Here is a 19,736-nt window from a genome sequence, read left to right as displayed (position 1 = left end):
CGGTCCCGGATGCGTCCGAATCGGACCTCATCATCTCGCCGCCCGCGGGCTTGAGCTTCCGCTTTTCGGCATCATGCTCTAGTGCCCATTGAAGACGGTGAGAAACGCACTGGAAAACTGGCTGACCAATGCCGCGATGCTGAGATAGAGCATAAACAGCCCTCCCATCAGCAGATATGGCGTGGAAATGAAATAGATCGGGATCTGCGGCGCCAGCTTGTTGATGAAACCGATCGAAATCTGGAACATCAGGCCATAGAGCAGGAAGGGGCTTGCCAGCCGCAGCATGATGAAGAAGGTGGTCTCCAGCGTATCCGTGATCGAGATCAACGCGGCACGCGGCTCGATATGACCACCCAGGGGAACGACGGAATAGGAATCGACCAGCGCCTGCAGGATATAATGATGAAAATCGAGGATGAAGAGCATCATCAGCCCGCAAAAGCTGATGAGGCTCGTGAGCGACGTCTCGCTTGACTCTTCGACGATATCCGCGCCGCCCGGCGCGTTAAAGCCGATCAGCATCGATATGCTTGCGCCGGCGAATTGCAGCCCCAGCGTATAAATCCGCGCCATCATGCCATACATCAATCCGATGACCGTTTCGGTGAAGATGAGGCCGATAAAACTCGCGTCGCCCTTCGATACCTGGGGATAGATCGTGTTCCAGAGCAACGGCAAAATCGCCATCGACAGGGCCACGGAAAGAAGCAGCCTGATCTGCGGCGGGATACGACCCGATGAAAATCCCGGGAGAACCATCATGCAGCCGCCGATGCGGCAGAAGGCGACGAACAGCGCCAGAATGGTCCCCTGGGGATCTGTTATCATGAAATCGAACCTAGAATCTTGATCTCGATCCCCTTGGCCAGTTCCACATGCGACAGGACCGGAAGCGTCGCGAACAGGCGTTCGATGATCATGCGCACATAGGAGCGCGTTTCCGGCGACGTGACAAGAACGAAGGGCATGCCGCGATCCATATATTCACGGATAACTTTGCCCGCCTGCTCGCTGAATTCTTCCAGGCTGCGCGGATCGATGTCGAATTCGACGATTTCGCCCTTCTGGTCGCGCTTCAGCGCCTGATGGAAGATCAGGTCCCATTTGCTGCCAAGACGCAACACGCGCAGCACGCCATTGTCGGCCAGATCGCCACAGAGCTGCTGCGCCATGCGCACGCGCACGTGTTCGACGATCTGCTCCGTCTTGCGCACATGCGGCGCGAGTTCGGCGACGGCTTCAAGAATGAGGTGCAGGTTGCGGATCGAAACACGCTCGGCGAGCAGCAGCTTCAGCACCGCCTGCAGGCCCGAATAGGACATGTGCGACGAGCAGATCTCGTCGGCGAGCTTCTTGTATTCCGGATCGAGGCGCTCGATCAGGATCTTCACGTCCTTGTAGGAGAGAAGCGCCGGCAGGTTGTTGCGGATGACCTCGCTCATATGGGTGAGCACGACGGACACGTTGTCGATCGGCTGGAAGCCCTCGCGCTTCAGATCGTCGGTAAATGCCTCAAGAACGGAAACGGCGGGCATGCCGAAAGCGGGTTCGCGAATCTCGTCGCCGGGCACGGTCGGCTTGCGGCCCGAGCCGGTGACGACGAGCACTTCGCCAACGCGCAGCACGTTGGAGGCGATGGTCGTGCCGTGGATGCGGATCTGATAGGACTTGTCGGCAATCGCCATATCGTCGATCACCTTGATTTCAGGCACGACGAAGCCGTATTGCGTCGCGAATTTCTTGCGCATCTTGCCGACGCGGAAGGCCAACTCCTGATGCGCGCCGAGCAGGCGGGTGGAGACGATCTTGCCGAGCGCCAGTTCGATCTCGGCGGTCTTCAGAACCGACTTGACCGAATCCTTTTCCATTTCCTTCGTCTGCATCACCTTCTGCTCTTCGGCATCGCGGCGAAGCTTGTTTTCGGCCTCGATCTGGCGCGGGATGAACCAGGCGCCGGCCGCCATCAGACCACCGAGGAAAACGAAGGGCAGGAAGGGCAGGCCGGGCATGACGGCCAGGATGCCCATGAGGACCGCCGAGACGGCGAGCGCGCGCGGATAGCCGCTCAGCTGACTGACGACGGCCTGGTCGGTCGAACCGGCCGTACCGCCGCGCGAAACGAGGAGGCCGGCGGCAAGAGAGACGATGAGCGCCGGCATCTGCGACACCAGACCGTCGCCGACCGAGAGCTTGACGAAAACGTCCGCGGCCTGGCCGATCGGCATGCTGTGCCGGAAATAGCCGATGATGATGCCGCCGAAGACGTTGATGCAGGTGATCAGGAGGCCGGCAACCGCGTCGCCGCGAACGAACTTCGAAGCACCGTCCATCGCGCCGAAGAAGGAGCTTTCCTCCTCCAGCTCGCGGCGGCGGCGCTGCGCCTCCTTTTCATCGATCAGGCCGGCCGAAAGATCGGCATCGATCGCCATCTGCTTGCCGGGGATGGCATCCAGGGTGAAGCGGGCGCCGACTTCCGCGATACGCGTCGCACCCTTGGTGATGACGATGAAATTGATGGTGATGAGGATCAGGAAGACGATCAGACCGATGACGAAATCGCCCGACATCACCAGGCTGGAGAAGCCCGCGATGACGCCGCCGGCAGCATCATGCCCTTCATAGCCGTGTGAAAGGATGACGCGCGTGGTCGCGATGTTCAGCGACAGGCGCGTCATGGTGGCGATCAGCAGGATCGTCGGGAAGGACGAGAATTCCAGCGGCTTCTTGATCCAGAGCGCCACCATGAGGATGAGGACCGAGAGAGCGATCGAGAAGGCCAGCCCGAGGTCGATCAGGAATGGCGGGATCGGCAGGAACAGCACGCACAGGATGACCATGATACCGAGCGCGAAGCCGATATCACGCACGCTGGGATTGGCTTTGGGAAGTGCTATTGCGGGTGGTTGTGCCATCGACCGGTTCCGTCTCTTCATGAGAGGAGGCAAACGGCTGAACCGCTTGCCCTATTGGAACCGAGATTTAAAAGCCGAAGCTTGCGCGAGCATGGCTTATGCCGGCAAAGCTCATGATCCGAAAGCCGTTTCGGCCATCGGACCCGATGTTTAGAACCCGGACTGGATACGCGAGAAGACGAGATTGGTGAAGATCGAAATCTGCGAACCGACGAAGGGAGCCGTGACGCCGATCGTCACCATGACGGCGACGATCTTCGGCACGAAGGTCAATGTCGCTTCCTGTACCTGGGTCAATGCCTGGATCAAGGCAATCACCAGACCAACGACCATGGCGGCTAGAACCGCCGGACCGGAAGCCACCAGCACCGTCCAGATCGCCGCCTGGAAGATATCCAACGCATCGGCTTCATTCATGGCAACGTCATCCCTTGTTCAGCAGCTACTCATTAGCTGCCGGTCGAACCCGTATTCGACGAATCGGTGTTGCTAGTATCCGTCGAAGCGGGCGGCGTATCAATGGTCGTGCCCGCGGGAGCGATCGTCACGCCGGCCTGAATCAGGATCTTGTCGCCGGCATTGGTCTCGGCGATAACACCGTCCGTATAGACGGTTACTTCCTTGATCGTGCCCGTGGTCTTACCGTCGGCACTCATGATCTGCTTGCCGATATAGTCGGTCGCCTGCGAAATCCATTGGTTCTGAAGCACAGTTTCCAGATGAGAATTCGTCTGGATCTGCTGCTCGACCTGGGAGAAGCTCGCCAGCTGCGAAATCTGCTGGCTCGCATCCATCGGCGAGGTCGGGTCCTGGTTCTTCATCTGCGCAATGAGGAGTTGCAGGAAGTCGTTATAGTTCAGGTTGGCGCTCGTCGATGCGGTAGCAGAATTTTTCGAGGCAGTGGCGGAAGAGTTGCTTGTGTTGTCAACGGCGCCTACCGCTGCCATGGAGCGATCTCCCGACGGATATGCTCGATCGTCGCCGCCGGCATTTCCTGATTGTTCAGGATATTGTCCTCGACCGGATAGAGACCGCGGATCGCCTTCAACGCATCGAAGGCGCGGCCGGTTGCGACGAGACCGTCGATGCGTTTCAGCTCGGCCAGCACTTCATCATTGTGGAAGCACGAAAGCAGCATGACGATCGACTTGCGGAACATAGCCGTCGACTGCTCCTTGCCCTCCGGATTGACGAGGATCATCTGCGCGATGAAATAGAGCTGGCGCAGCGGCGTCGTCGCATCTTCCGGCTGGAGTACATGGTTCTCAAGCAGGAATGTCACATCATTCAGGAATTCCAGGGCGACCTTGCGATCGACGCGCAGGACGGCCCCGTTGATAAAGATCTTTTCCCCGGCTTTGAGCGATATGCGAAGCGTACTTTTCATTTAAGTCCATCCCTGATGATGGTGGTGACATCGATGATGCCTTGATAATTTTCCGACTGGCGCCGCTGGATTCGATCGCATTCCTTCAAAATCCAGATGGCGATCGAGATAAGGTTGGCACGCAGTTCGACATTGAGCTGATTCTCCGGACTTTTGAGGTCCTCCACGAAGCTGACCCATACGCGTCGCGTATAGAAGAGCGCCTCGATCGCTTCGCGGCCGTATTTCGCCGCATCACGGGCCGCGGAGAGGAGAGCTATCGACCGGTCCAGAACTTGCCGTTCTCTTTCCTTGGCGTCGGCCACCGCATCCTGCATGACTTCCGCATATGAGAACTGATACATTCACGCATCCTTCCTGGTCATTACTTCCCTTTGATCATCAAAGGTAATTTACAAGGCTTAGCTGCTGGATCTTGGAGACAATAGTATAAGCCGTCTGGAGCTGGGTTTCGAGGCTGTTGACTTTGGTCGACGCCTCGTAAGGGTCGACTCCCGTCAGATCCCCGATGCTGGTGTTGAGTATGGTCTTCTGGGCGTTCAGCATCGTGTTCGCATCCGAGAGGCGCGACTGCGACAGGCCAAGCTGACTTGCCTGGCTGTTCAAGCCGTCGACAGCCTGCCGCGAATAGCTGATGGCCTGATCGGTCACCGCATTCAGCGCGTCCGAACTCAAGGCCGGCGTCGTCTTCATCAGCGCATTGGTGACGCTGGTTGCAAGTGCCAGATAGCGAATGCCGGAAGAATTCGAGTTCGTCGACGTCTCCACCACTTCCGAATTGCTGATGCGGCTCGTCATATTCTGGTCCGACGCGCTCGACCAGCTTGCCCAGCTGCTATCTGAGGTAAACATCGGCTCCACCTTGGTGGTGATGAAGTCCTTCATCTGGGCACCCGTCAGATTGCTTGTCGACGCTACTGGCGGGGTCTGAGCAGCCATATAGGCTGATAGTGCGGTCTGGATTGCCGTGTTCGTCGTGGCGGAATTATTCGTCATCGGCTGAACATCGGTATTGGTGCCGGCAAAGAGATATTCGCCGTTGACCATCACATTGGCGGAAGCAACGACGCTCGACAGCGTCGAAGTCGCCGTCGACTGCGTCAGCGCGACGCTGCTGCCATCCGTATTGCCGCGAAGCGCCACCAGCTGATCCATCAGTTTTTGCGCCTGGCTACCCATATCGCTCAGCGCCGTCTGCGACGACGTCATCCGCTGGTTTGCAATGGAATTGCTGCTGAGAATGGAGTCGATGCGGGACACCTCCCGCGTCAGGTTCACGTTAAGTGAGGTGCTGCTGCCCAACGAAACCCCGATGTCGGCATAAACGCCCGTGGTTGCTTCCGTTGAAGCGCTGGTCATCTCGTTCTGCGCCTGACGGATCGTCTGACGCATGGAATTCTGAATGGCCGTGCTCGAAATGAAGGAAAGTTTCATGGCTTAGCTCTTAAGATCCAATACAGATTGAAGCATCTCGTTGACTGCGTTCAATATCTTCGTTCCAGCCTTATAGGACTGTTCGATATTCATCATCAGAGTCAGTTCTTCGTCGAGGTTGACGCCGGTCGCATTCGAATAAGCGCCCGAAGAGCGCGATAGTGCCGCGGATGTGTTTTCGGCCGCGGTCGTCGCCGTGCTGCGCTGCCCTTCAAGCCAGCCGATGGAACTCGATGCATAGTCCATGAGGCTGGCCCTGGTATCGGAGCCGGCCGTGGCATCGAAATTCATCTTCGTATTCATGGCAGTGATAAAGGCATCCAGCTGGGTGGAATAGCCGCTGCCGCCGCTGGTATTCTTCGTGTAACCCGTTTCTCCAGTCGCGGCATTGTTGTTAATACCACCATCACGCAGCAATGTCGGATCGCCGCCTTGAGACGTGATTAACTTCGGATTAACGGTTATCGAGCCGGCCAGGCCGGTGACAGCGGTAGCACCGGTCGGAACGCTGCCACCGCTCCAGGTAAACAGGCCGGGCAGGGTCGGCTTTGCGGGATTGCTGTTCGTTTCCGCGAACGTCGTCACCAGGCCGCGCGCGATCTCATCGAGCTGCTTCTGGTAGGTCGGCGCGACATCGTCCCGAACCTGCAGCCCCGCCTGAAGGCTGCCCTGCGCGGTGGTGCTCGCACTCTGGCCGGGGGTCAGCGAGACGCCGTCGATATAGACATTGTTGCCGACCGTGCTGGCCGTATAGGAATTCGTCGGCTGAAACGTCACCGTGCGCGGAATGGTTTCGAACAGGGTCGTTCCGCTCGTGGTGTAGAGCGCCATATCGTTATTGCCGCGCGTTACCGCCGTCACGCCGACAATCTTCGAGATCTGGTTCAGGATCGAATCGCGCTGGTCGAGGGCATCGGCAAGGGCGCTGGACGTCGGTCCGGCGGTCGTCGTCGCCGATTGCACCGTATCGTTTGCTTCCTGGAACTGCTTCAGCAGGCTGTTCAGTGAATCGACGTCGGAGCTGATCTGCTTGTCGGCATCGGTTCGTGCACTCTGCACCGCAGTCGTCGCATTGTTCAGCGACGTAACCAGGCTCTGGGCCGCGTTGACCGCCGACTGCGCCGCCGTGGTGCTGGACGGAGAACCGGAATAAGTCTGCATCGCCTTCTGGAACGCCGAAAGAAGGGTCGCCGGAGCGATTTCATTGTCGTTACCGCCGAGCGTGGCCGACTGCAGGTTGCCGTAGGCGTTCAAAAGCAGCTGCTGCGCCGAATCCGATGACGAAGAGCCGAGATAGGCCTTCTGCAGCGCCGGCTCACTGCTGCGGTCGATCTTCACCACCTGGGCGCCGGCCATGTCGGTGGTCACCATCGCCTGCCGACGCGAATAATTCGTATTGCTAGCGTTGGAGATATTGTTCGACACGACGCTGCTCTGCGTGCCGGTATTGTTGAATATTGCCTGCGCGTTATTGAGAGCTGTTGTGAGCGACATGACTGACTCGATACCCTATTCGTTTTAGCGCCGCAGAATGGCCGATGGCGCGCCGGAAGTGTCGGAATAGCCTGTCGGAGCGAGGCCGGCGAAGTTGCAGCGGAGATCGGGACCGGCGGCTGGAATATGCGAGACAGCCACCCCGGCATGATGAGACGGCATCACACCGGCAACATCTTCAAAAGCAGCGCCCAGGCGAGCTGCCCGTGCATCCACTTCCGCAAATGCGGTCTTCATGCTGCCGAAATTCCTCATCTGGAATCCTCGTTATTCTTCATACGACTGAGAGTAGGTGGCGGGCCTTGCGTGAAGCTGTCTGAGAGGACGAAAAACCGATCATCGCGAAAAGCTCATCTGCAAGCGCCGCATTGCGGGTTCATCGTCGGCCGACACAGGCGAAAATCGTAAGGAACGACGCACCTATAGCGCCGGCGACGATCCGGCACGGTACAAAAGGATAGGCCCGAGAATCGAGTGATTCTCGGGCCTATTCATGAATTTAGCATCGCGGATGCCGATTGGAGACATCAGCTCCAGTCGATGCAATAGCCGAGGAAGCGCTTGGAATCGACCGGATCGAAACCGAGCTTCTTGCGCAGTTTCTTGCGCAGTTTCGAAATATGGCTTTCAACCACGTTTTCTTCGACTTCTTCGTCGAAGATACCGTAGATGGCGTTGAAGATCTGCGTCTTCGTCACCCGGCGGCCGCGATTGGCGATCAGGTATTCGAGGATGCGGCGCTCTCGGCGCGGCAAGGCGAACACGGAACCGTTGACTTCCGGATCACGACCGTCCGCGAAGACGCGAATCGGGCCGATATCGGTATAGTTGTTGATCGCCTTCAGCCTACGGCGGATCGCCGCGGCCCTGGCCAGGATCTCCCGAGGATGCACTGGCTTGCGCACGACATCGTCGACGCCGCAATCGAAGAGTGCAAGCGTGGCTTCCAGCGAGGGCTGGTCGCTGACCGCGATCACAGGCGCCGTGGTCCGATCGCGAATCGCCCTGGGAAGCTCGAGCACATGCTGGCCCTGCCCGATCAGAAAGGCTTCAACTGCAGCAATATCGCCCTCTGCCGCCGTTGATACCCATTCGCCGAATTCGCGTGGATCGAACCCTGTGGAAGGGATGCCCTCGCGTCCAAACAGTGATGTATATCCGTCCTTAACGAGCTCTCGCTCATCAACCACTACGATCATTCGTCCGCCTCCGAATCAGTGTGGTGTTTCGATGAACTATGGGTACGAATCGGGCGAATCACGAACAACTGTCGGAAATGAGTGACGGAAATTAATAATTGATTAACTTTGGAGGTGCGATTTGCACTAGATGTAGTGGGTACCTTGTGTTTTGCACCGATAAAAAACTGTTTGTTAGCATTTCATTAACAAGCGCATTTCTGGCTAATCAACGGCAGTCAATTGCTTCCTTTGAGTTAGCGCTGGCTAACCGGAAGCGCGATGCAACTTCAGATAGCTTAGTTTTGACAGAAAGTCGCCGCGTTGGGCGTCCATTTCCCGTAGCCGGTGGCAACCAGATTGGCGATCACGCGGCAGACATAGACCTTCTGGGCGGGGTCATTGTTCGGGCCGGCGTGGTATCTAGCTACCGCCATCGTCCAGGTCTCATGCCTGTCGTGCAGATTGCGGAGAAACTTCGCGGCATACTCGACGTTGCTGCGGGGATCGAACATCGCGTCGACGGAAGCAAAATTTTCACCGTGAAAATACTGGTTGATCTGCATGCAGCCGACGTCGATAAGCTTTGCGCCGTTCTGCCGGGCCGCGGCGAATATCTGCAGGGCGGCGCCCTCCGATGGCGGGAAGATCGGCCGCCCCTCGACATTGAGAGCATAGGGATAGAGCGATCCCTTGCGTCCCGTCTCCGTCAGGCCGACCGAATAGAGAATTCCTTCCGGTATCCCATATTTCACGGCAGCAGACTGGATTTCACGTTCGCAAAGGCCCGCGGCACCGTTGTCGGGCGGTGCCGGATTGCCCGACGCGAGCGCCTCAGAGGTAAACCGCCCCAGAACCAGAACGCTGAACGCCACCAGCAGCGCCGTCTTCAACACCGCGCTCACCCGAACTGCGATTGCCATTGTTTCCATCTGACTGCTGTCCCGAATAGTTCTGGCCCCTGGGACGCGCGTCGCCCCCTTGTCCCTGGTTCAACAGGGATTGTTGCTGGTTCGATCCGGAATTGCGGCCGCTATCCGACTGCTGATCCGCGTTGGAGGCCAGGGTGACGGTGATATTGTCCACCTGGTAGCCTTGGGCGCGCAGTGCCTCGACCATGTGGCTCTGATCGGCATGAAGCTGCCTGTAGGCCTCACCCGTCTGCACTTTCAGGTCGACGCTCAGCTGACCTCCCGAAAGCCGCATGGTGGCCGTGACATCGCCGAGATTATCGGGGCGCAGTTGGATCTTGAGCGTGTTGACGACCTTGCCCGTGCTGGACAGGGTTGCGGCATTGGAAAGCGCCGAACCCGGCTGCAACGCGGCCGACCATTCGCGATCGCCCGCCAGTGCCCCGGCGACGAGCGCCGAATTGGAGTTGGTGGCAAACCCCAGATAGCGGCGGGAATCCAAGACTGTAATCGCCGGGGTATCGCCGCCCGCGGAAGCCGCCACTTTCACGTCCGCCGCATCATCTCCGCTCTTGCTGATCGACAGGTCGAGCGCGCTGCCGCGACCATCCGACCGCGTCAGGCGGAAGGTCTGCGCGGCATCCGATCCCTTGCCGCCGTCGGGCAGCGTCACCGTCGCATCCGATGCATCATCCGTGACAGCCGCGTTGCCGAGCGGCATTCCCTGGATTTTCGCATCGTCGGTCGCCTTGCCCGCCAGCGCCGTGCCCGCCTGCGCGGCAACAACCGGCTGCGCGGCAACGACGGGCTGCGGAACGTTCAGCAGCGATAGGGCATCGGAAATCGTAGTCGTCGCCTGATTGTCTTGCGTCGGCGCAGACTTACTATCATCCGTCGACTGCGCGTCCTTCCCGCCTTTCACGACAGGTGTTTTTCCATCGCCCTTCACCGGCGTGGTTCGACCGTCGGTCGCCGTGACGTCGGCCAATTGCTGCGCGAGCTCGGCAAGCTGATCGAGCGTGGTCGATTGTGCCGGTGCCTTGCTCGTATCGACAGCCGGCATAACCGGGTCGGCGACTGCCGCCGTCTGATCGCCTTCCGCGGGAACCGCGTCGCCTTTCGCCGCTGCCGATACCGCCTTCTGCAGCTCTATCAGCGATTTCGAGAGCGTGGCTGCACCGGCACCCTGGGAAGGCTTTGTCCCCTTGGTCAGGCCGGCGAGGTCTGTGAGATTGGCTCCGGACGTATCGATCATCCCAACCCCAGCGTTGGCGCCTTCATCGATGGCTAGGGTTATCGACGCGGGGTTGCTCGCTGCCGTCTTTACGGCACTCGTATCTTCATCCGCATCGCCACCGGCTGTCGTGTTTGCGTTCGCCGTCGCGTCCGTCCCGGCGTTCGGGCCGGAGGGCTTGCGCCCGTTGCCGAGCGAACTGGTCAGCGCATCGATAAAGCCCTTGCCGTCGTCCTGCTTCGCGGAGCGGGCGCCCTTGGCGGCAGCAAGAATATCCGCCCCGGATGAGGCGCTGGATACACCGATGTCGTTCATGATCAATGACTTTCCTGCTTCAACAGGCCGTCGATGGCATCCAGCTTCGAGCGGCTCGTCGTGACGAATGCATTGAACGAAGAACCGGCCTCCTGCCGTCCTCCCTCCGGGGCGGGAGCCGCGTTCGCCGAGGCCCCCTGCTCAACACCCGCCGTGCCGGGAGATTGGCCTCCCGATTGCTTCGTCACAGCAGCATCGTGTTCAGTATTCTGTTGGTTGGACAGGTTAGAAACATTGGCTTGCCCGAGGCTTGCAGGATCGGGGACACGCAATATCTCCTGCGCCACCGCCTTTGCTGCATCGCGCAGGGCACGATCGCGCGCGTTCAGCTCGCCCGCCGGCATCTGATTGAGATCGTTGATCGCCGACTTCAGTTCCGGCGTGGATATGCCCGCCACCCCACCATAGAAATTCGCCAGCGCGCCGAAGGCGTCGCCGCCGTCGGTGGAGATCGCCTGGGCGCGGTTGGCCGCCAGCGCGGCGAGATCGGCCTTGCCGGCGATCGCGGCCCGGCGCGCCATGCGCAGATAGATCTCCCTTTGCCTGGGAGGGTCCATGAAGGACAGGATATCGACAATGTCCTGCTGCTTGACGTCGGAATCGTGATCCACCACAAGCTGCACGAAAAGATCGGCAAACTGACTGGCGTAGGGCGAATGCAGAAAGCGCCTCGTATAGCGCCGCGCATAGTCGAGCCCGGCCGGCACAGTTCCCGCATCTGCGCACAAAGCCAGCGAGCGACGCAGCGCCGATTCCTCGACGATCGTACCGGGGGCCATCAAACGCGCCCAATCGTAAAGTTGCAGGGCGGCCTTGGCGTTCTTGCCGGACATGACATTGCCGGCAACGAGCGAGAGATAGGGACCGATCGGCTTGTCGCGATATTCCCTGGCGATGTCGGCAAGCGTGTTGACGACCAGCAGCCCCTTGCCGTTCAGATATTTTCTCAGGACATCCGCGACGCGATTGTCGAAATTGCCGTTGAGGTCGCGCGACATCAGATATTCGAGCGTTTCGGGGTTGCCGCCGCTCATGGCGTAGATCAGGGCGGCATCGACATTGCGGTTGTCCTCGAACACGGCTTTATCCGCATTGCGCAGGCGTTCGTCGATGGTGGCGAGCAGGAAGCGCTGCATCTCTCCGGCGGAGCTGTCGCCCGCCGCGACGGAATCCTGGACGAATTCAAGCGAGCGCAGCATCTTGTAGAGCGGCAGGCTGTCCTGCCCCTCGGCACTCGCAGCCGCCGGCATCAGCATGCCGAGGGTGAGTGTGAGCGCGAGGTGACGACGATGCTGTTTGCGCGCCATGGACTAGCCCTGTTTGCCTTGGCCTGATTTGCCCTTCCCCGAAGCGGGCTTGGCCGGGCTCTGCACATCCGGGCTGGCCCCTTGCTTCACGGCTTGGTCTGAAGGATTGGCAATCAGGATCTCGATACGGCGATTGGCATCGTTGAAAGGATCCTCGGGCAGCTTCAGCCGTCGGTCCGCGAAGCCGGAAACCTGCGCGATCCGTTTCTCGTCCAGCCCGCTACTGGTCAGCATATAGTAGGCGCTCTGGGCGCGATCGAGCGACAGGCGCCAGTTGTCGTTGCGGCCGCCGACCATATAGGGGCGCCCGTCCGTGTGGCCCCGGATCAGAAGCGATCCCTTGCGCTCGGCCAGGATCTTGCCGATCTTCTCCATCGCCAGCACCATCTCCCGGCGCGGAACGGCCGAGCCGATATTGAACATCGGATCATTGCTCTGATCGGAAATCGTGACCAGCACGCCGCCTTCGGCCGCGGTGACCTGCAGCCCCTCGGCGAGCTGCCCGGCAACGCCGTTGATCTCGGCCTGGATCGCCTGCTGCAGATCCTTGGCCTCCTGCTGCTGCGCCTTCGTCGGCGTCACGTCCTTGCCCTGAGTCAGGGCGGCATTGTCTTCAGGCATGGACGCGTCGCTTTGCCCGGAAGCCTTGGCGATTTGCTGGGCCTGCGTCTGCTTTTCCTGCTGTTTGCCGGTCGCCTGCTGCGCGCTCACGGTCGGCTGCTGTTCAGGCGTCTGCGGCTGCTCGGCCGGCTGGCCGGTATCGGCGGCCGTTGCCTTCGACAGCGCGATAACTTCGCCCTTGTCCTTTTGATCCGACTTGGCGGACTGTTCCTCATTCGCTTTCTTCGAGGCGCTGGAAACCCGAACCTGCTTGGTCCAGAAATCAGGATCGAAGGGATCGCGGTAGGCCTGACCGCCGTCCGCGCCCGTGGCAGGGCCGGACTGGGCGGCACCGCCCTCGCCCTTGGCGCTGACATTGGCCTGCTGACCGACTTCCTGTGCGATTTCAGCCAGGACCGAATAGGGATTCTCGAAGAAATCGGCTTCGGAATAGTTCGTCTGGTCGCCCGAGGTCGATGTCAGGTCCTCGCCGGTCTTGGCGGATTTGCCGTCGTTCGGCTTGTCCTGCGGTTTTTCCGACTTTTGCTGGTTCTTTTCACCGTTAGCCTGGTCGACGGGCTTCTTGAGCCCCTTCTCGGTCGGCTTTTCGTCGGCAAGCTTGATGGGATTGAAATAGGAGGCGACAGATGCCTTCGTCTCCTCGTTGGCGGCGTTTACCAGCCACATCACCAGGAAGAAAGCCATCATGGCTGTCATGAAGTCGGCATAGGCGATCTTCCATGCACCGCCATGGCCTGCATCATGATCGCCGCCGCCGTGGCGCTTGACGATGATGATCTCGTGCTTGCCGTGATTTTGATCGCCGTCGCTCATTTCAATATCTCTTTCAGACCAGCGGCCCAGGCTGACATTCGGGTCACGAGAACGCTCTCGCCGATGGTGACGGTGAGATCGACGTCCGGCGTCTCGACGTGACGCAACAGGGCGCCGTCGTCACCGAGATGTGCCCGCAGGGCCTCGAAGAGGCGATGCGGGCCGCTGACGGAGATCGATCCGGCACTGCCGTCGAGAATCGCGCTCCTGACCAGATCGGCGAGGTCGGCAACGGCCTTGGCTGTCAGCGTTTCGGTCATGATCGGCGCAAGGATGGCCGCCGTTTCCGCGCTGATCGCCTGCCCGAGCATCGTGGCCACGCGCGTCACACCGGCCGCGATCTTCTCGGCCGCCTGCTCTTCGTAGCGCGTCCGCAAAGCCTCCGTTTCGGCTCGAAACGAACCGGCCATGGCATCGAGCTCGGCCTGATGTTTCTGCGACAGCTCCCGCGTTGCGGCCTCATGTCCTTCCGCATAGGCGGCCCGGCGCTCGGCCTCGATATCGACAGGCGGCTCGATCGGACTTTCGGGAAACTCCATCATCTCCGCAAACGCTGTATCGTCTACAGGCGGCGGGGCCTGTTCAGCGCTGAAATCCTTGAGGTATCGGGATAGGGCGAGGCTCAAGCGCGCATCTCCCCATTCGCATCGGAAAGACGCAGCACGTCTATGCCGGCTGAGGGCAGCTCCATTCCCATTCTCAAAACGTCGATCATCACGCTTCCGGTTTCCGTCCTCGGGCTACGCTTTCCGGAAACGACTGACGTTACCGGCACATTGCGCAACCATGCCACTGCGAAGGACCGTAGGCAGTCAAACTTGTGCGAAGATGAATGCGGCGGCCCTGCCGGTCGAGGGCCTATCGAGCCGGGCCGCCCGCCCGTCATTTCCCCTGAAGAAGAATCAGCACCTTGCTTGCCATGCTGTTGGCGATCGACAACGCCTGAATGCCCATCTGCTGGGCTGTCTGCAGGGCATTCTGCCGCACCGACGCCTCTTCCATATTCGTGTCGACGAGATCGCCGACGCTGCTCTTGATGGCGTCGCTGAGCTTGGAAATATAGTCCGACTGATCGTCGATGTTCGACTTCATCAGACCCAGCGTCGAATCCGCCGAGGTCGCGGACTTCAGGAGCGAGTTGGTGACATTGAGCATGTCGGTCAGCTCGTTGTCCGTCGTGCTGCTCGATATGGCGATCTCCGTTCCGCCCGTCGGCGTCGTGCCGCTATCGGCGGCCAGGAGATAGTAGTTACGGGCCGTGGGGCTGCCGCTGCTCGATGTGTCGAACGTGCTCGCGTCGATATTCTTCGTCAGCAATCCCCGGCTCGGATCGGCGGTATCGATCATCAGGGTCTGCGAACTGTCGTAACCGATCGTCGTGAGGCTGATCTGGCTGCCGGCGCCGCGCGTGAAATTGCTGATCACGGAATGCTGCGTGCTGGGCTGCTGGTCGGTGTTGTAGAGCCAGTTCTCGCCGGAGAAGGACGCCGATTGGGTAACGGATTGCAGCTGATTCTTAAGCTGCTGAATATCGGAGTTGATCGCATCCTTGTTGGTGCCCGACTCCTTTGCCGAAACCAGTTTCGACTGGATCTGGGTCAAAAGGTTGACGACCGTATCCATGGCGGTGGAGGCGATGTCGACCTTGGAGGAGCCGAGGCCCAGCGCATCCGTGATCGTGGAAAGGCTGCTCCGGTCGGAGCGCATGGTGGTCGCCATCGACCAGTAGGTCGGATCGTCGCTCGCCGTCTCGATGCGGTAAGCGGACGAGACCTGATGCTGCACGACACCGAGATCTTTGTTGATTCCGCGTAACACGGTCAGCGCCGCGGACGCAGCATGATTCGTCGTCACATTGCTCATCTGAGAATCCGTCATTCCATTGGAACTGGCAAACCGGGCCGATCCGGTAGCAACGATTGGCCTCATGCCCACCAGCGGGAGATATCCCAGCGCGGCCCGTCGCTAAAGCAATGCCCGGCTATCGTTCCGAAGACGATCGAAGGCCGGACCCTGCGCAAAGATTGCAAATCAATCAGTAGCAACGTTAACAAAAGCTTATGCGCGGCGGCAAGAGGGAAATGCCGCCGCGCCGTCCTAACGCAAGCTCCGGTCAAGGCTCACTTGAAGAGGGACAGAACGTTCTGCGCGCTGGTGTTGGCGATCTGCAGCGACTGGATGGCCAATTGCTGCTGCGTCTGCAAGGCCGACAGCCTGCTCGACTCCTCTTCCATATTCGCATCGACGAGCTTGCCGACGCCGGAATCGATCGTATCGCGCAGCGTGGAAACGAAGCTGGTCTGCAGATCGATGCGGGTCGAAAGCGAGCCGAGCTGCGAGGCCGTGCTTGTCATGGCGTTGAGGGCGCCCTGCACGAGGTTCATCGCATTGCCGATATCGCCGCTCGTCATGTTGGTGATATCGAGGCTGAAGACGGAATAGGATGTGCCGTTGATGTTCTGCTCAGTGCCGAGAATACCAGAGCTGGTATCGATCGTGCCACCGCCGGTCGCGCCGAACATGACGTTGCCTTGCGAACCGGTATCGAAGCTGTAACTGGTGCTGTTGACTGCGACCGTTCCGTCATTGTTGCGCACGAAAGAGGAAACGACGGAGGCGGAGGCGCCATTGGCTGCATACATCCAGTTCTGGCCCGAGAAGGACGCGGACTGCGCGATGCTTTCCAACTGCTGCTGCAGCTGAGTGACTTCTTCTTGAACGTCCGCCTTGGAGACGCTGTTCTCAGTTGCCGCGACGAGTTTGTCCTTGATCTGCTGAACGACCTTGATGGAATTGTCCATCGCCGTATAGGCCGTATCGACCTTGGCGGCACCCAGGCCCAATGCGTCCGACACGGCGGAAAGCGCGCTGTTGTCCGAGCGCATGGTGGTCGCGATCGACCAATAGGCGGCATTGTCGGCTGCCTTGGCGACGCGATAGCCCGAGGAAACGCGGCTTTGCGTATCCTGCAGGTTCGTGTTGATGCCGCGCAGGGTTTGAAGCGCGGACATTGCCGCGTCGTTGGTGAGAATGCTGGTCATTGGATGGTGCCCCTTGTGGCTGAATTTGGAAGGGACATTCCGGTCTGCGGCCGGGAACGGCAATCAGCCTCATGCTTGTTAACCGCCTCTTAGGAGTGGTTAACCAACCGTTGCGTTAGCTGCAACTGACAGCATTAGGGTTAATAAAAGGTTAACGCCGCCAGCAAAAGTTAACGAATTCATGCTGATGATGACCGGCAGGCTCGCAAGTCAGCCTCGCGCCACCTTGGACGTCGTAGCATGGCGGCGATCCGTCCGATGTCGGATGGGAAGCGGCCGATCACCCTTCACGGGCATTCCGACGGCAGCGTCGATGCGGCCGGCCATAGACGAGGTTGAGATGTTCAGTTTGCAGGACGCCGGACGAGCGGCAGTTGATCGCCATGAGCGAACAAGCCTCGACCCGGACGACTGGCAGGCCCTGCGCAAACAGGGTCACCAGATGCTTGACGACATGCTCGATCATCTCGAGACGCTCGGCACGAAGCCGGTTTGGCAACATGCTCCCGCCTCCGCCCGTGCCTTGTTCGATGCGCCGTTGCCCGTGGAGGCCAGTGATCTGGCTGAAGTCCATGCCATCTTCCGGGAAAACGTCCTGCCCTACGGCAGCGGCAACACCCATCCCGGCTTCATGGGCTGGGTCCAGGGCGGAGGCACCGTCGCCGGCATGCTGGCCGAAATGCTGGCCGGCGGGCTTAATGCCAATCTCGGCGGACGCGACCACATGCCGATCGAGGTCGAGCGCCAGATCGTCCGCTGGACGCGCCAGATCTTCTCCTTCCCGGAAACGGCCGGCGGCATATTCCTGACCGGCGCATCGCAGGCCAATTTCGTTGCGGTGCAAATCGCCAGATGCCGCAAGCTCGGCCGTAATGTGCGCGCAACCGGCCTGTCCGACGAATCCCCTCTGGTCGCCTATGCGTCGAGCGAGGTGCATGGTTGCGTTCCGCGCGCCTTCGAAATGTCCGGCATCGGCAGCAATCAGCTGCGGCGCATTCCGGTCGACGCCCTTGGCCGGATCGATCTTGATGCGCTGGAGCAGGTGATCCTGCGCGACAGACAGGACGGCTTCATGCCATTCCTCCTCATCGGCAGCGCGGGAACGGTCAACACCGGCGCCGTCGACGATCTCGCCGCCTTGCGCGGCATTGCCGACACCTATGATCTTCATTTTCACGTCGACGGCGCGCTCGGCGCGCTTGGCATTCTTAACGACGAGCTCGCACCTTTGTTTGCGGGGATCGAAACCTGCGATTCGCTTGCTTTCGATTTCCACAAGTGGGGCCAGGTACCCTATGATGCCGGCTTCCTCCTAGTGCGCCACAGCGAGTGGCAGCGGCAAACCTTTGCTTCGGATGCCGCCTATCTCAGCCGGGCGGCGACCGGGCTTGCAGGCGGAGATTGGTGGCCCTGCGACTACGGCCCGGATCTTTCGCGTGGCTTCAGGGCGCTGAAGACCTGGTTCACGCTCAAAACTTATGGCGTCAAAGCGTTGGGGGAGGCAATGAGCGCCAACTGCATGCTGGCACGCGAGCTTGCGCGACGGATCGAGCAGGAGCCTGCGCTGAAATTGCTCGCGCCCGTCGCCCTCAACATCGTCTGCTTCGCCTATGTCGGAGCCGACGGAACAATGCCGGCATCCGTCAATTCCCAGATCGTCGAGCGTCTCCACGCCGAAGGCCGGGTCGCTCCGTCCCTGACCCATCTGAACGGTCAGCCGGCAATCCGCGCGGCGATCGTAAACCACCGTACGCGACAGACGGATATCGACGCGCTCGTTCGGAGCGTTTTGACAATCGGCTCCCAACAGGATCTTCCGCAATGCTGATGACCAAAGCCCCCATGGCCGATCCGGCCCCACTGAACATGCCGGTCGGCGCTCGAATTCTCGGCATGCAGAGAATAGTCTCGCTCGTCTATGCCGGCCACGACGTCGCCCCGCTCTGGAGCGAGCTCATGCAACGCGTGACGGCGGATCCAACCGACGCCGCCGCGCTGTTGGACATGGCGATCATCCTTCAAACCCTCGCCCGTGGCGACGAGGCCCGCCAGATCCTGAAGAGCGCCGTGCAGATGCGCCGTGACTTCTGCATAGTTCATGGCGATGGAGCGGGACCACGGCTGCTGGCTTTCGTCACCGAGGGCGATTTCATGGCCAATACACCGCTGGATTTTCTGCTGGCGGGCAGCGACTGCGTACTGTGGCTGCGCTATGTCGACCTGGAGACATCCGTGCTCGCTGATCTGCCGGACCATGACGTCGCCTTCATGGCGATTGGCGAATCGACCGAAAACGCCCCTCTGCTCGCCCATATGCAGGCGCTGCTTGCCAAATTCGACGGTCCGGTGATGAATTGCAATCCGGAACTGATCGCCAGGCTGACGCGCGACGGCGTCAGCAGCATGTTGGCGAATGAGCCCTCCATCCTCTCGCCCTTTACCTACCGCGTATCGCACGCCGATCTTACGGCAGTCGCAGCGCGCGCGAGGCGACTGGACGATTGCGCTCCCGGCCTCGCCTACCCGCTCGTCGTGCGCCCGATCAGCACGCATGCCGGCAACGGCATGGAACGCATCACCGACTCCGCCGAGCTTGCCGCCTTTCTGGAGGCCCAGCCCGTTCCGGAACTCTACGTCGCGCCCTTCATCGATTTTCGCGGTACTGACGGCCTCTACAACAAGCAGCGCGTCGTGTTCATCGACGGCAAGGCTTTCGCAAGCCACATGGCGCTCTCAGACCATTGGATCGTGCATTATCTGAGCGCCGGCATGGCGCAGAGCGCGGCAAAACGCGCCGTCGAGCAGGCATGGATGGAAAATTTCGATCAGGATTTCGCCGTGCGCCACAAGGAAAGCTTCGCAGCCCTTTGCCGCTATATCCAGCTCGACTATTTCGGCATCGACTGCGCGGAACTTCCCGACGGACGTCTGCTGGTGTTCGAGCTCGATGTCGCAATGGTGGTCCACGACATGGATGATCCGATCATCTATCCCTACAAGCAGGTCGCCATGCGCAAACTGTTCGATGGCTTCGTCGATGCCGTCAGGCAAAGGGCTGCCGCGACCCTGGCAAAGGCGTCCTGAGC

Annotated in this window: 19 protein-coding genes; 2 read left to right on the top strand and 17 right to left on the bottom strand. The window is 60.1% G+C overall.

Going from position 1 to position 19,736, the window contains the following annotated elements:
• Positions 1–78: 78 nt before the first annotated feature.
• From fliR to CCGE531_RS03805, 17 genes are all read right to left on the bottom strand, one after another.
• Positions 79–831: a flagellar biosynthetic protein FliR gene (gene fliR / locus CCGE531_RS03885; RefSeq protein WP_120663005.1), complete on the bottom strand. Its 753-nt coding sequence runs from the start codon at positions 829–831 to the stop codon at positions 79–81.
• Complete coding sequence (gene flhA, locus CCGE531_RS03880) at positions 828–2,915, bottom strand: flagellar biosynthesis protein FlhA (protein ID WP_120663004.1); 2,088 nt, start codon at positions 2,913–2,915, stop codon at positions 828–830. The genes fliR and flhA overlap by 4 nt, the downstream gene beginning before the upstream one ends.
• 150 nt (positions 2,916–3,065) lie before the next feature.
• A complete protein-coding gene (fliQ, locus tag CCGE531_RS03875) occupies positions 3,066–3,332 on the bottom strand; it encodes a flagellar biosynthesis protein FliQ (protein ID WP_004114921.1) in 267 nt (88 codons plus the stop codon).
• A 32-nt stretch (positions 3,333–3,364) separates the two neighbouring features.
• Positions 3,365–3,862 carry a flagellar hook assembly protein FlgD gene (gene flgD, locus CCGE531_RS03870; RefSeq protein WP_120663003.1) on the bottom strand — a complete coding sequence of 166 codons (498 nt, stop codon included), beginning with the start codon at positions 3,860–3,862 and terminating at the stop codon, positions 3,365–3,367.
• On the bottom strand, positions 3,850–4,302 hold the full coding sequence (gene flbT, locus CCGE531_RS03865; protein ID WP_120663002.1) for a flagellar biosynthesis repressor FlbT: 453 nt from the start codon (positions 4,300–4,302) through the stop codon (positions 3,850–3,852). Before flbT ends, flgD begins: the two co-directional genes overlap by 13 nt.
• A complete protein-coding gene (gene flaF / locus CCGE531_RS03860) occupies positions 4,299–4,646 on the bottom strand; it encodes a flagellar biosynthesis regulator FlaF (protein ID WP_120663001.1) in 348 nt (115 codons plus the stop codon). The genes flbT and flaF overlap by 4 nt, the downstream gene beginning before the upstream one ends.
• A gap of 37 nt (positions 4,647–4,683) precedes the next feature.
• Complete coding sequence (locus CCGE531_RS03855; protein WP_120663000.1) at positions 4,684–5,736, bottom strand: flagellar hook-associated family protein; 1,053 nt, start codon at positions 5,734–5,736, stop codon at positions 4,684–4,686.
• 3 nt (positions 5,737–5,739) lie between these two features.
• Complete coding sequence (gene flgK, locus CCGE531_RS03850) at positions 5,740–7,230, bottom strand: flagellar hook-associated protein FlgK (RefSeq protein WP_120662999.1); 1,491 nt, start codon at positions 7,228–7,230, stop codon at positions 5,740–5,742.
• Between the two features lie 24 nt (positions 7,231–7,254).
• The gene (locus CCGE531_RS03845; protein ID WP_162943843.1) at positions 7,255–7,467 is read right to left on the bottom strand and encodes a hypothetical protein; all 213 of its coding nucleotides are present in this window, start codon (positions 7,465–7,467) and stop codon (positions 7,255–7,257) included.
• A gap of 290 nt (positions 7,468–7,757) precedes the next feature.
• Positions 7,758–8,429, bottom strand: coding sequence for a winged helix-turn-helix domain-containing protein (locus CCGE531_RS03840; protein ID WP_120662997.1), 672 nt, complete (start codon positions 8,427–8,429; stop codon positions 7,758–7,760).
• Between the two features lie 278 nt (positions 8,430–8,707).
• Positions 8,708–9,331, bottom strand: coding sequence for a lytic transglycosylase domain-containing protein (locus CCGE531_RS03835; RefSeq protein WP_245458966.1), 624 nt, complete (start codon positions 9,329–9,331; stop codon positions 8,708–8,710).
• Positions 9,243–10,868: a flagellar hook-length control protein FliK gene (locus tag CCGE531_RS03830; RefSeq protein ID WP_120662996.1), complete on the bottom strand. Its 1,626-nt coding sequence runs from the start codon at positions 10,866–10,868 to the stop codon at positions 9,243–9,245. The genes CCGE531_RS03835 and CCGE531_RS03830 overlap by 89 nt, the downstream gene beginning before the upstream one ends.
• A gap of 2 nt (positions 10,869–10,870) precedes the next feature.
• Complete coding sequence (motC, locus tag CCGE531_RS03825) at positions 10,871–12,175, bottom strand: chemotaxis protein MotC (RefSeq protein ID WP_120662995.1); 1,305 nt, start codon at positions 12,173–12,175, stop codon at positions 10,871–10,873.
• A gap of 3 nt (positions 12,176–12,178) precedes the next feature.
• Positions 12,179–13,609, bottom strand: a complete 1,431-nt coding sequence (locus CCGE531_RS03820; protein WP_120662994.1) for a MotB family protein — start codon at positions 13,607–13,609, stop codon at positions 12,179–12,181.
• On the bottom strand, positions 13,606–14,235 hold the full coding sequence (locus CCGE531_RS03815) for a hypothetical protein (protein WP_120662993.1): 630 nt from the start codon (positions 14,233–14,235) through the stop codon (positions 13,606–13,608). Before CCGE531_RS03815 ends, CCGE531_RS03820 begins: the two co-directional genes overlap by 4 nt.
• A 256-nt stretch (positions 14,236–14,491) precedes the next feature.
• On the bottom strand, positions 14,492–15,472 hold the full coding sequence (locus tag CCGE531_RS03810) for a flagellin (protein WP_120662992.1): 981 nt from the start codon (positions 15,470–15,472) through the stop codon (positions 14,492–14,494).
• A 257-nt stretch (positions 15,473–15,729) separates the two neighbouring features.
• Positions 15,730–16,650: a flagellin gene (locus CCGE531_RS03805; protein ID WP_120662991.1), complete on the bottom strand. Its 921-nt coding sequence runs from the start codon at positions 16,648–16,650 to the stop codon at positions 15,730–15,732.
• A gap of 340 nt (positions 16,651–16,990) precedes the next feature.
• On the opposite strand from CCGE531_RS03805, the gene CCGE531_RS03800 reads away from it, so the two are divergent.
• Positions 16,991–18,478, top strand: a complete 1,488-nt coding sequence (locus CCGE531_RS03800) for a pyridoxal-dependent decarboxylase (RefSeq protein WP_120662990.1) — start codon at positions 16,991–16,993, stop codon at positions 18,476–18,478.
• Complete coding sequence (locus CCGE531_RS03795; RefSeq protein ID WP_120662989.1) at positions 18,472–19,734, top strand: tetratricopeptide repeat-containing protein; 1,263 nt, start codon at positions 18,472–18,474, stop codon at positions 19,732–19,734. Before CCGE531_RS03800 ends, CCGE531_RS03795 begins: the two co-directional genes overlap by 7 nt.
• Positions 19,735–19,736 lie beyond the last annotated feature (2 nt).

Origin of the sequence: Rhizobium sp. CCGE531 (assembly GCF_003627795.1) — a bacterium.
GTDB lineage: Bacteria > Pseudomonadota > Alphaproteobacteria > Rhizobiales > Rhizobiaceae > Rhizobium.
Note: the sequence above shows the minus strand (reverse complement) of the source record. Positions and strands in the feature narration are given on the sequence as shown.

Bases quoted from the DNA above. Each gene is read 5' to 3' on its own strand.
- fliR (WP_120663005.1), bottom strand. From the start codon at position 831: ATGATAACAGATCCCCAGGGGACCATTCTGGCGCTGTTCGTCGCCTTC.
- flhA (WP_120663004.1), bottom strand. From the start codon at position 2,915: ATGGCACAACCACCCGCAATAGCACTTCCCAAAGCCAATCCCAGCGTG.
- fliQ (WP_004114921.1), bottom strand. From the start codon at position 3,332: ATGAATGAAGCCGATGCGTTGGATATCTTCCAGGCGGCGATCTGGACG.
- flgD (WP_120663003.1), bottom strand. From the start codon at position 3,862: ATGGCAGCGGTAGGCGCCGTTGACAACACAAGCAACTCTTCCGCCACT.
- flbT (WP_120663002.1), bottom strand. From the start codon at position 4,302: ATGAAAAGTACGCTTCGCATATCGCTCAAAGCCGGGGAAAAGATCTTT.
- flaF (WP_120663001.1), bottom strand. From the start codon at position 4,646: ATGTATCAGTTCTCATATGCGGAAGTCATGCAGGATGCGGTGGCCGAC.
- CCGE531_RS03855 (WP_120663000.1), bottom strand. From the start codon at position 5,736: ATGAAACTTTCCTTCATTTCGAGCACGGCCATTCAGAATTCCATGCGT.
- flgK (WP_120662999.1), bottom strand. From the start codon at position 7,230: ATGTCGCTCACAACAGCTCTCAATAACGCGCAGGCAATATTCAACAAT.
- CCGE531_RS03845 (WP_162943843.1), bottom strand. From the start codon at position 7,467: ATGAAGACCGCATTTGCGGAAGTGGATGCACGGGCAGCTCGCCTGGGC.
- CCGE531_RS03840 (WP_120662997.1), bottom strand. From the start codon at position 8,429: ATGATCGTAGTGGTTGATGAGCGAGAGCTCGTTAAGGACGGATATACA.
- CCGE531_RS03835 (WP_245458966.1), bottom strand. From the start codon at position 9,331: ATGGCAATCGCAGTTCGGGTGAGCGCGGTGTTGAAGACGGCGCTGCTG.
- CCGE531_RS03830 (WP_120662996.1), bottom strand. From the start codon at position 10,868: ATGAACGACATCGGTGTATCCAGCGCCTCATCCGGGGCGGATATTCTT.
- motC (WP_120662995.1), bottom strand. From the start codon at position 12,175: ATGGCGCGCAAACAGCATCGTCGTCACCTCGCGCTCACACTCACCCTC.
- CCGE531_RS03820 (WP_120662994.1), bottom strand. From the start codon at position 13,609: ATGAGCGACGGCGATCAAAATCACGGCAAGCACGAGATCATCATCGTC.
- CCGE531_RS03810 (WP_120662992.1), bottom strand. From the start codon at position 15,472: ATGAGCAATGTGACGACGAATCATGCTGCGTCCGCGGCGCTGACCGTG.
- CCGE531_RS03805 (WP_120662991.1), bottom strand. From the start codon at position 16,650: ATGACCAGCATTCTCACCAACGACGCGGCAATGTCCGCGCTTCAAACC.
- CCGE531_RS03800 (WP_120662990.1), top strand. From the start codon at position 16,991: ATGTTCAGTTTGCAGGACGCCGGACGAGCGGCAGTTGATCGCCATGAG.
- CCGE531_RS03795 (WP_120662989.1), top strand. From the start codon at position 18,472: ATGCTGATGACCAAAGCCCCCATGGCCGATCCGGCCCCACTGAACATG.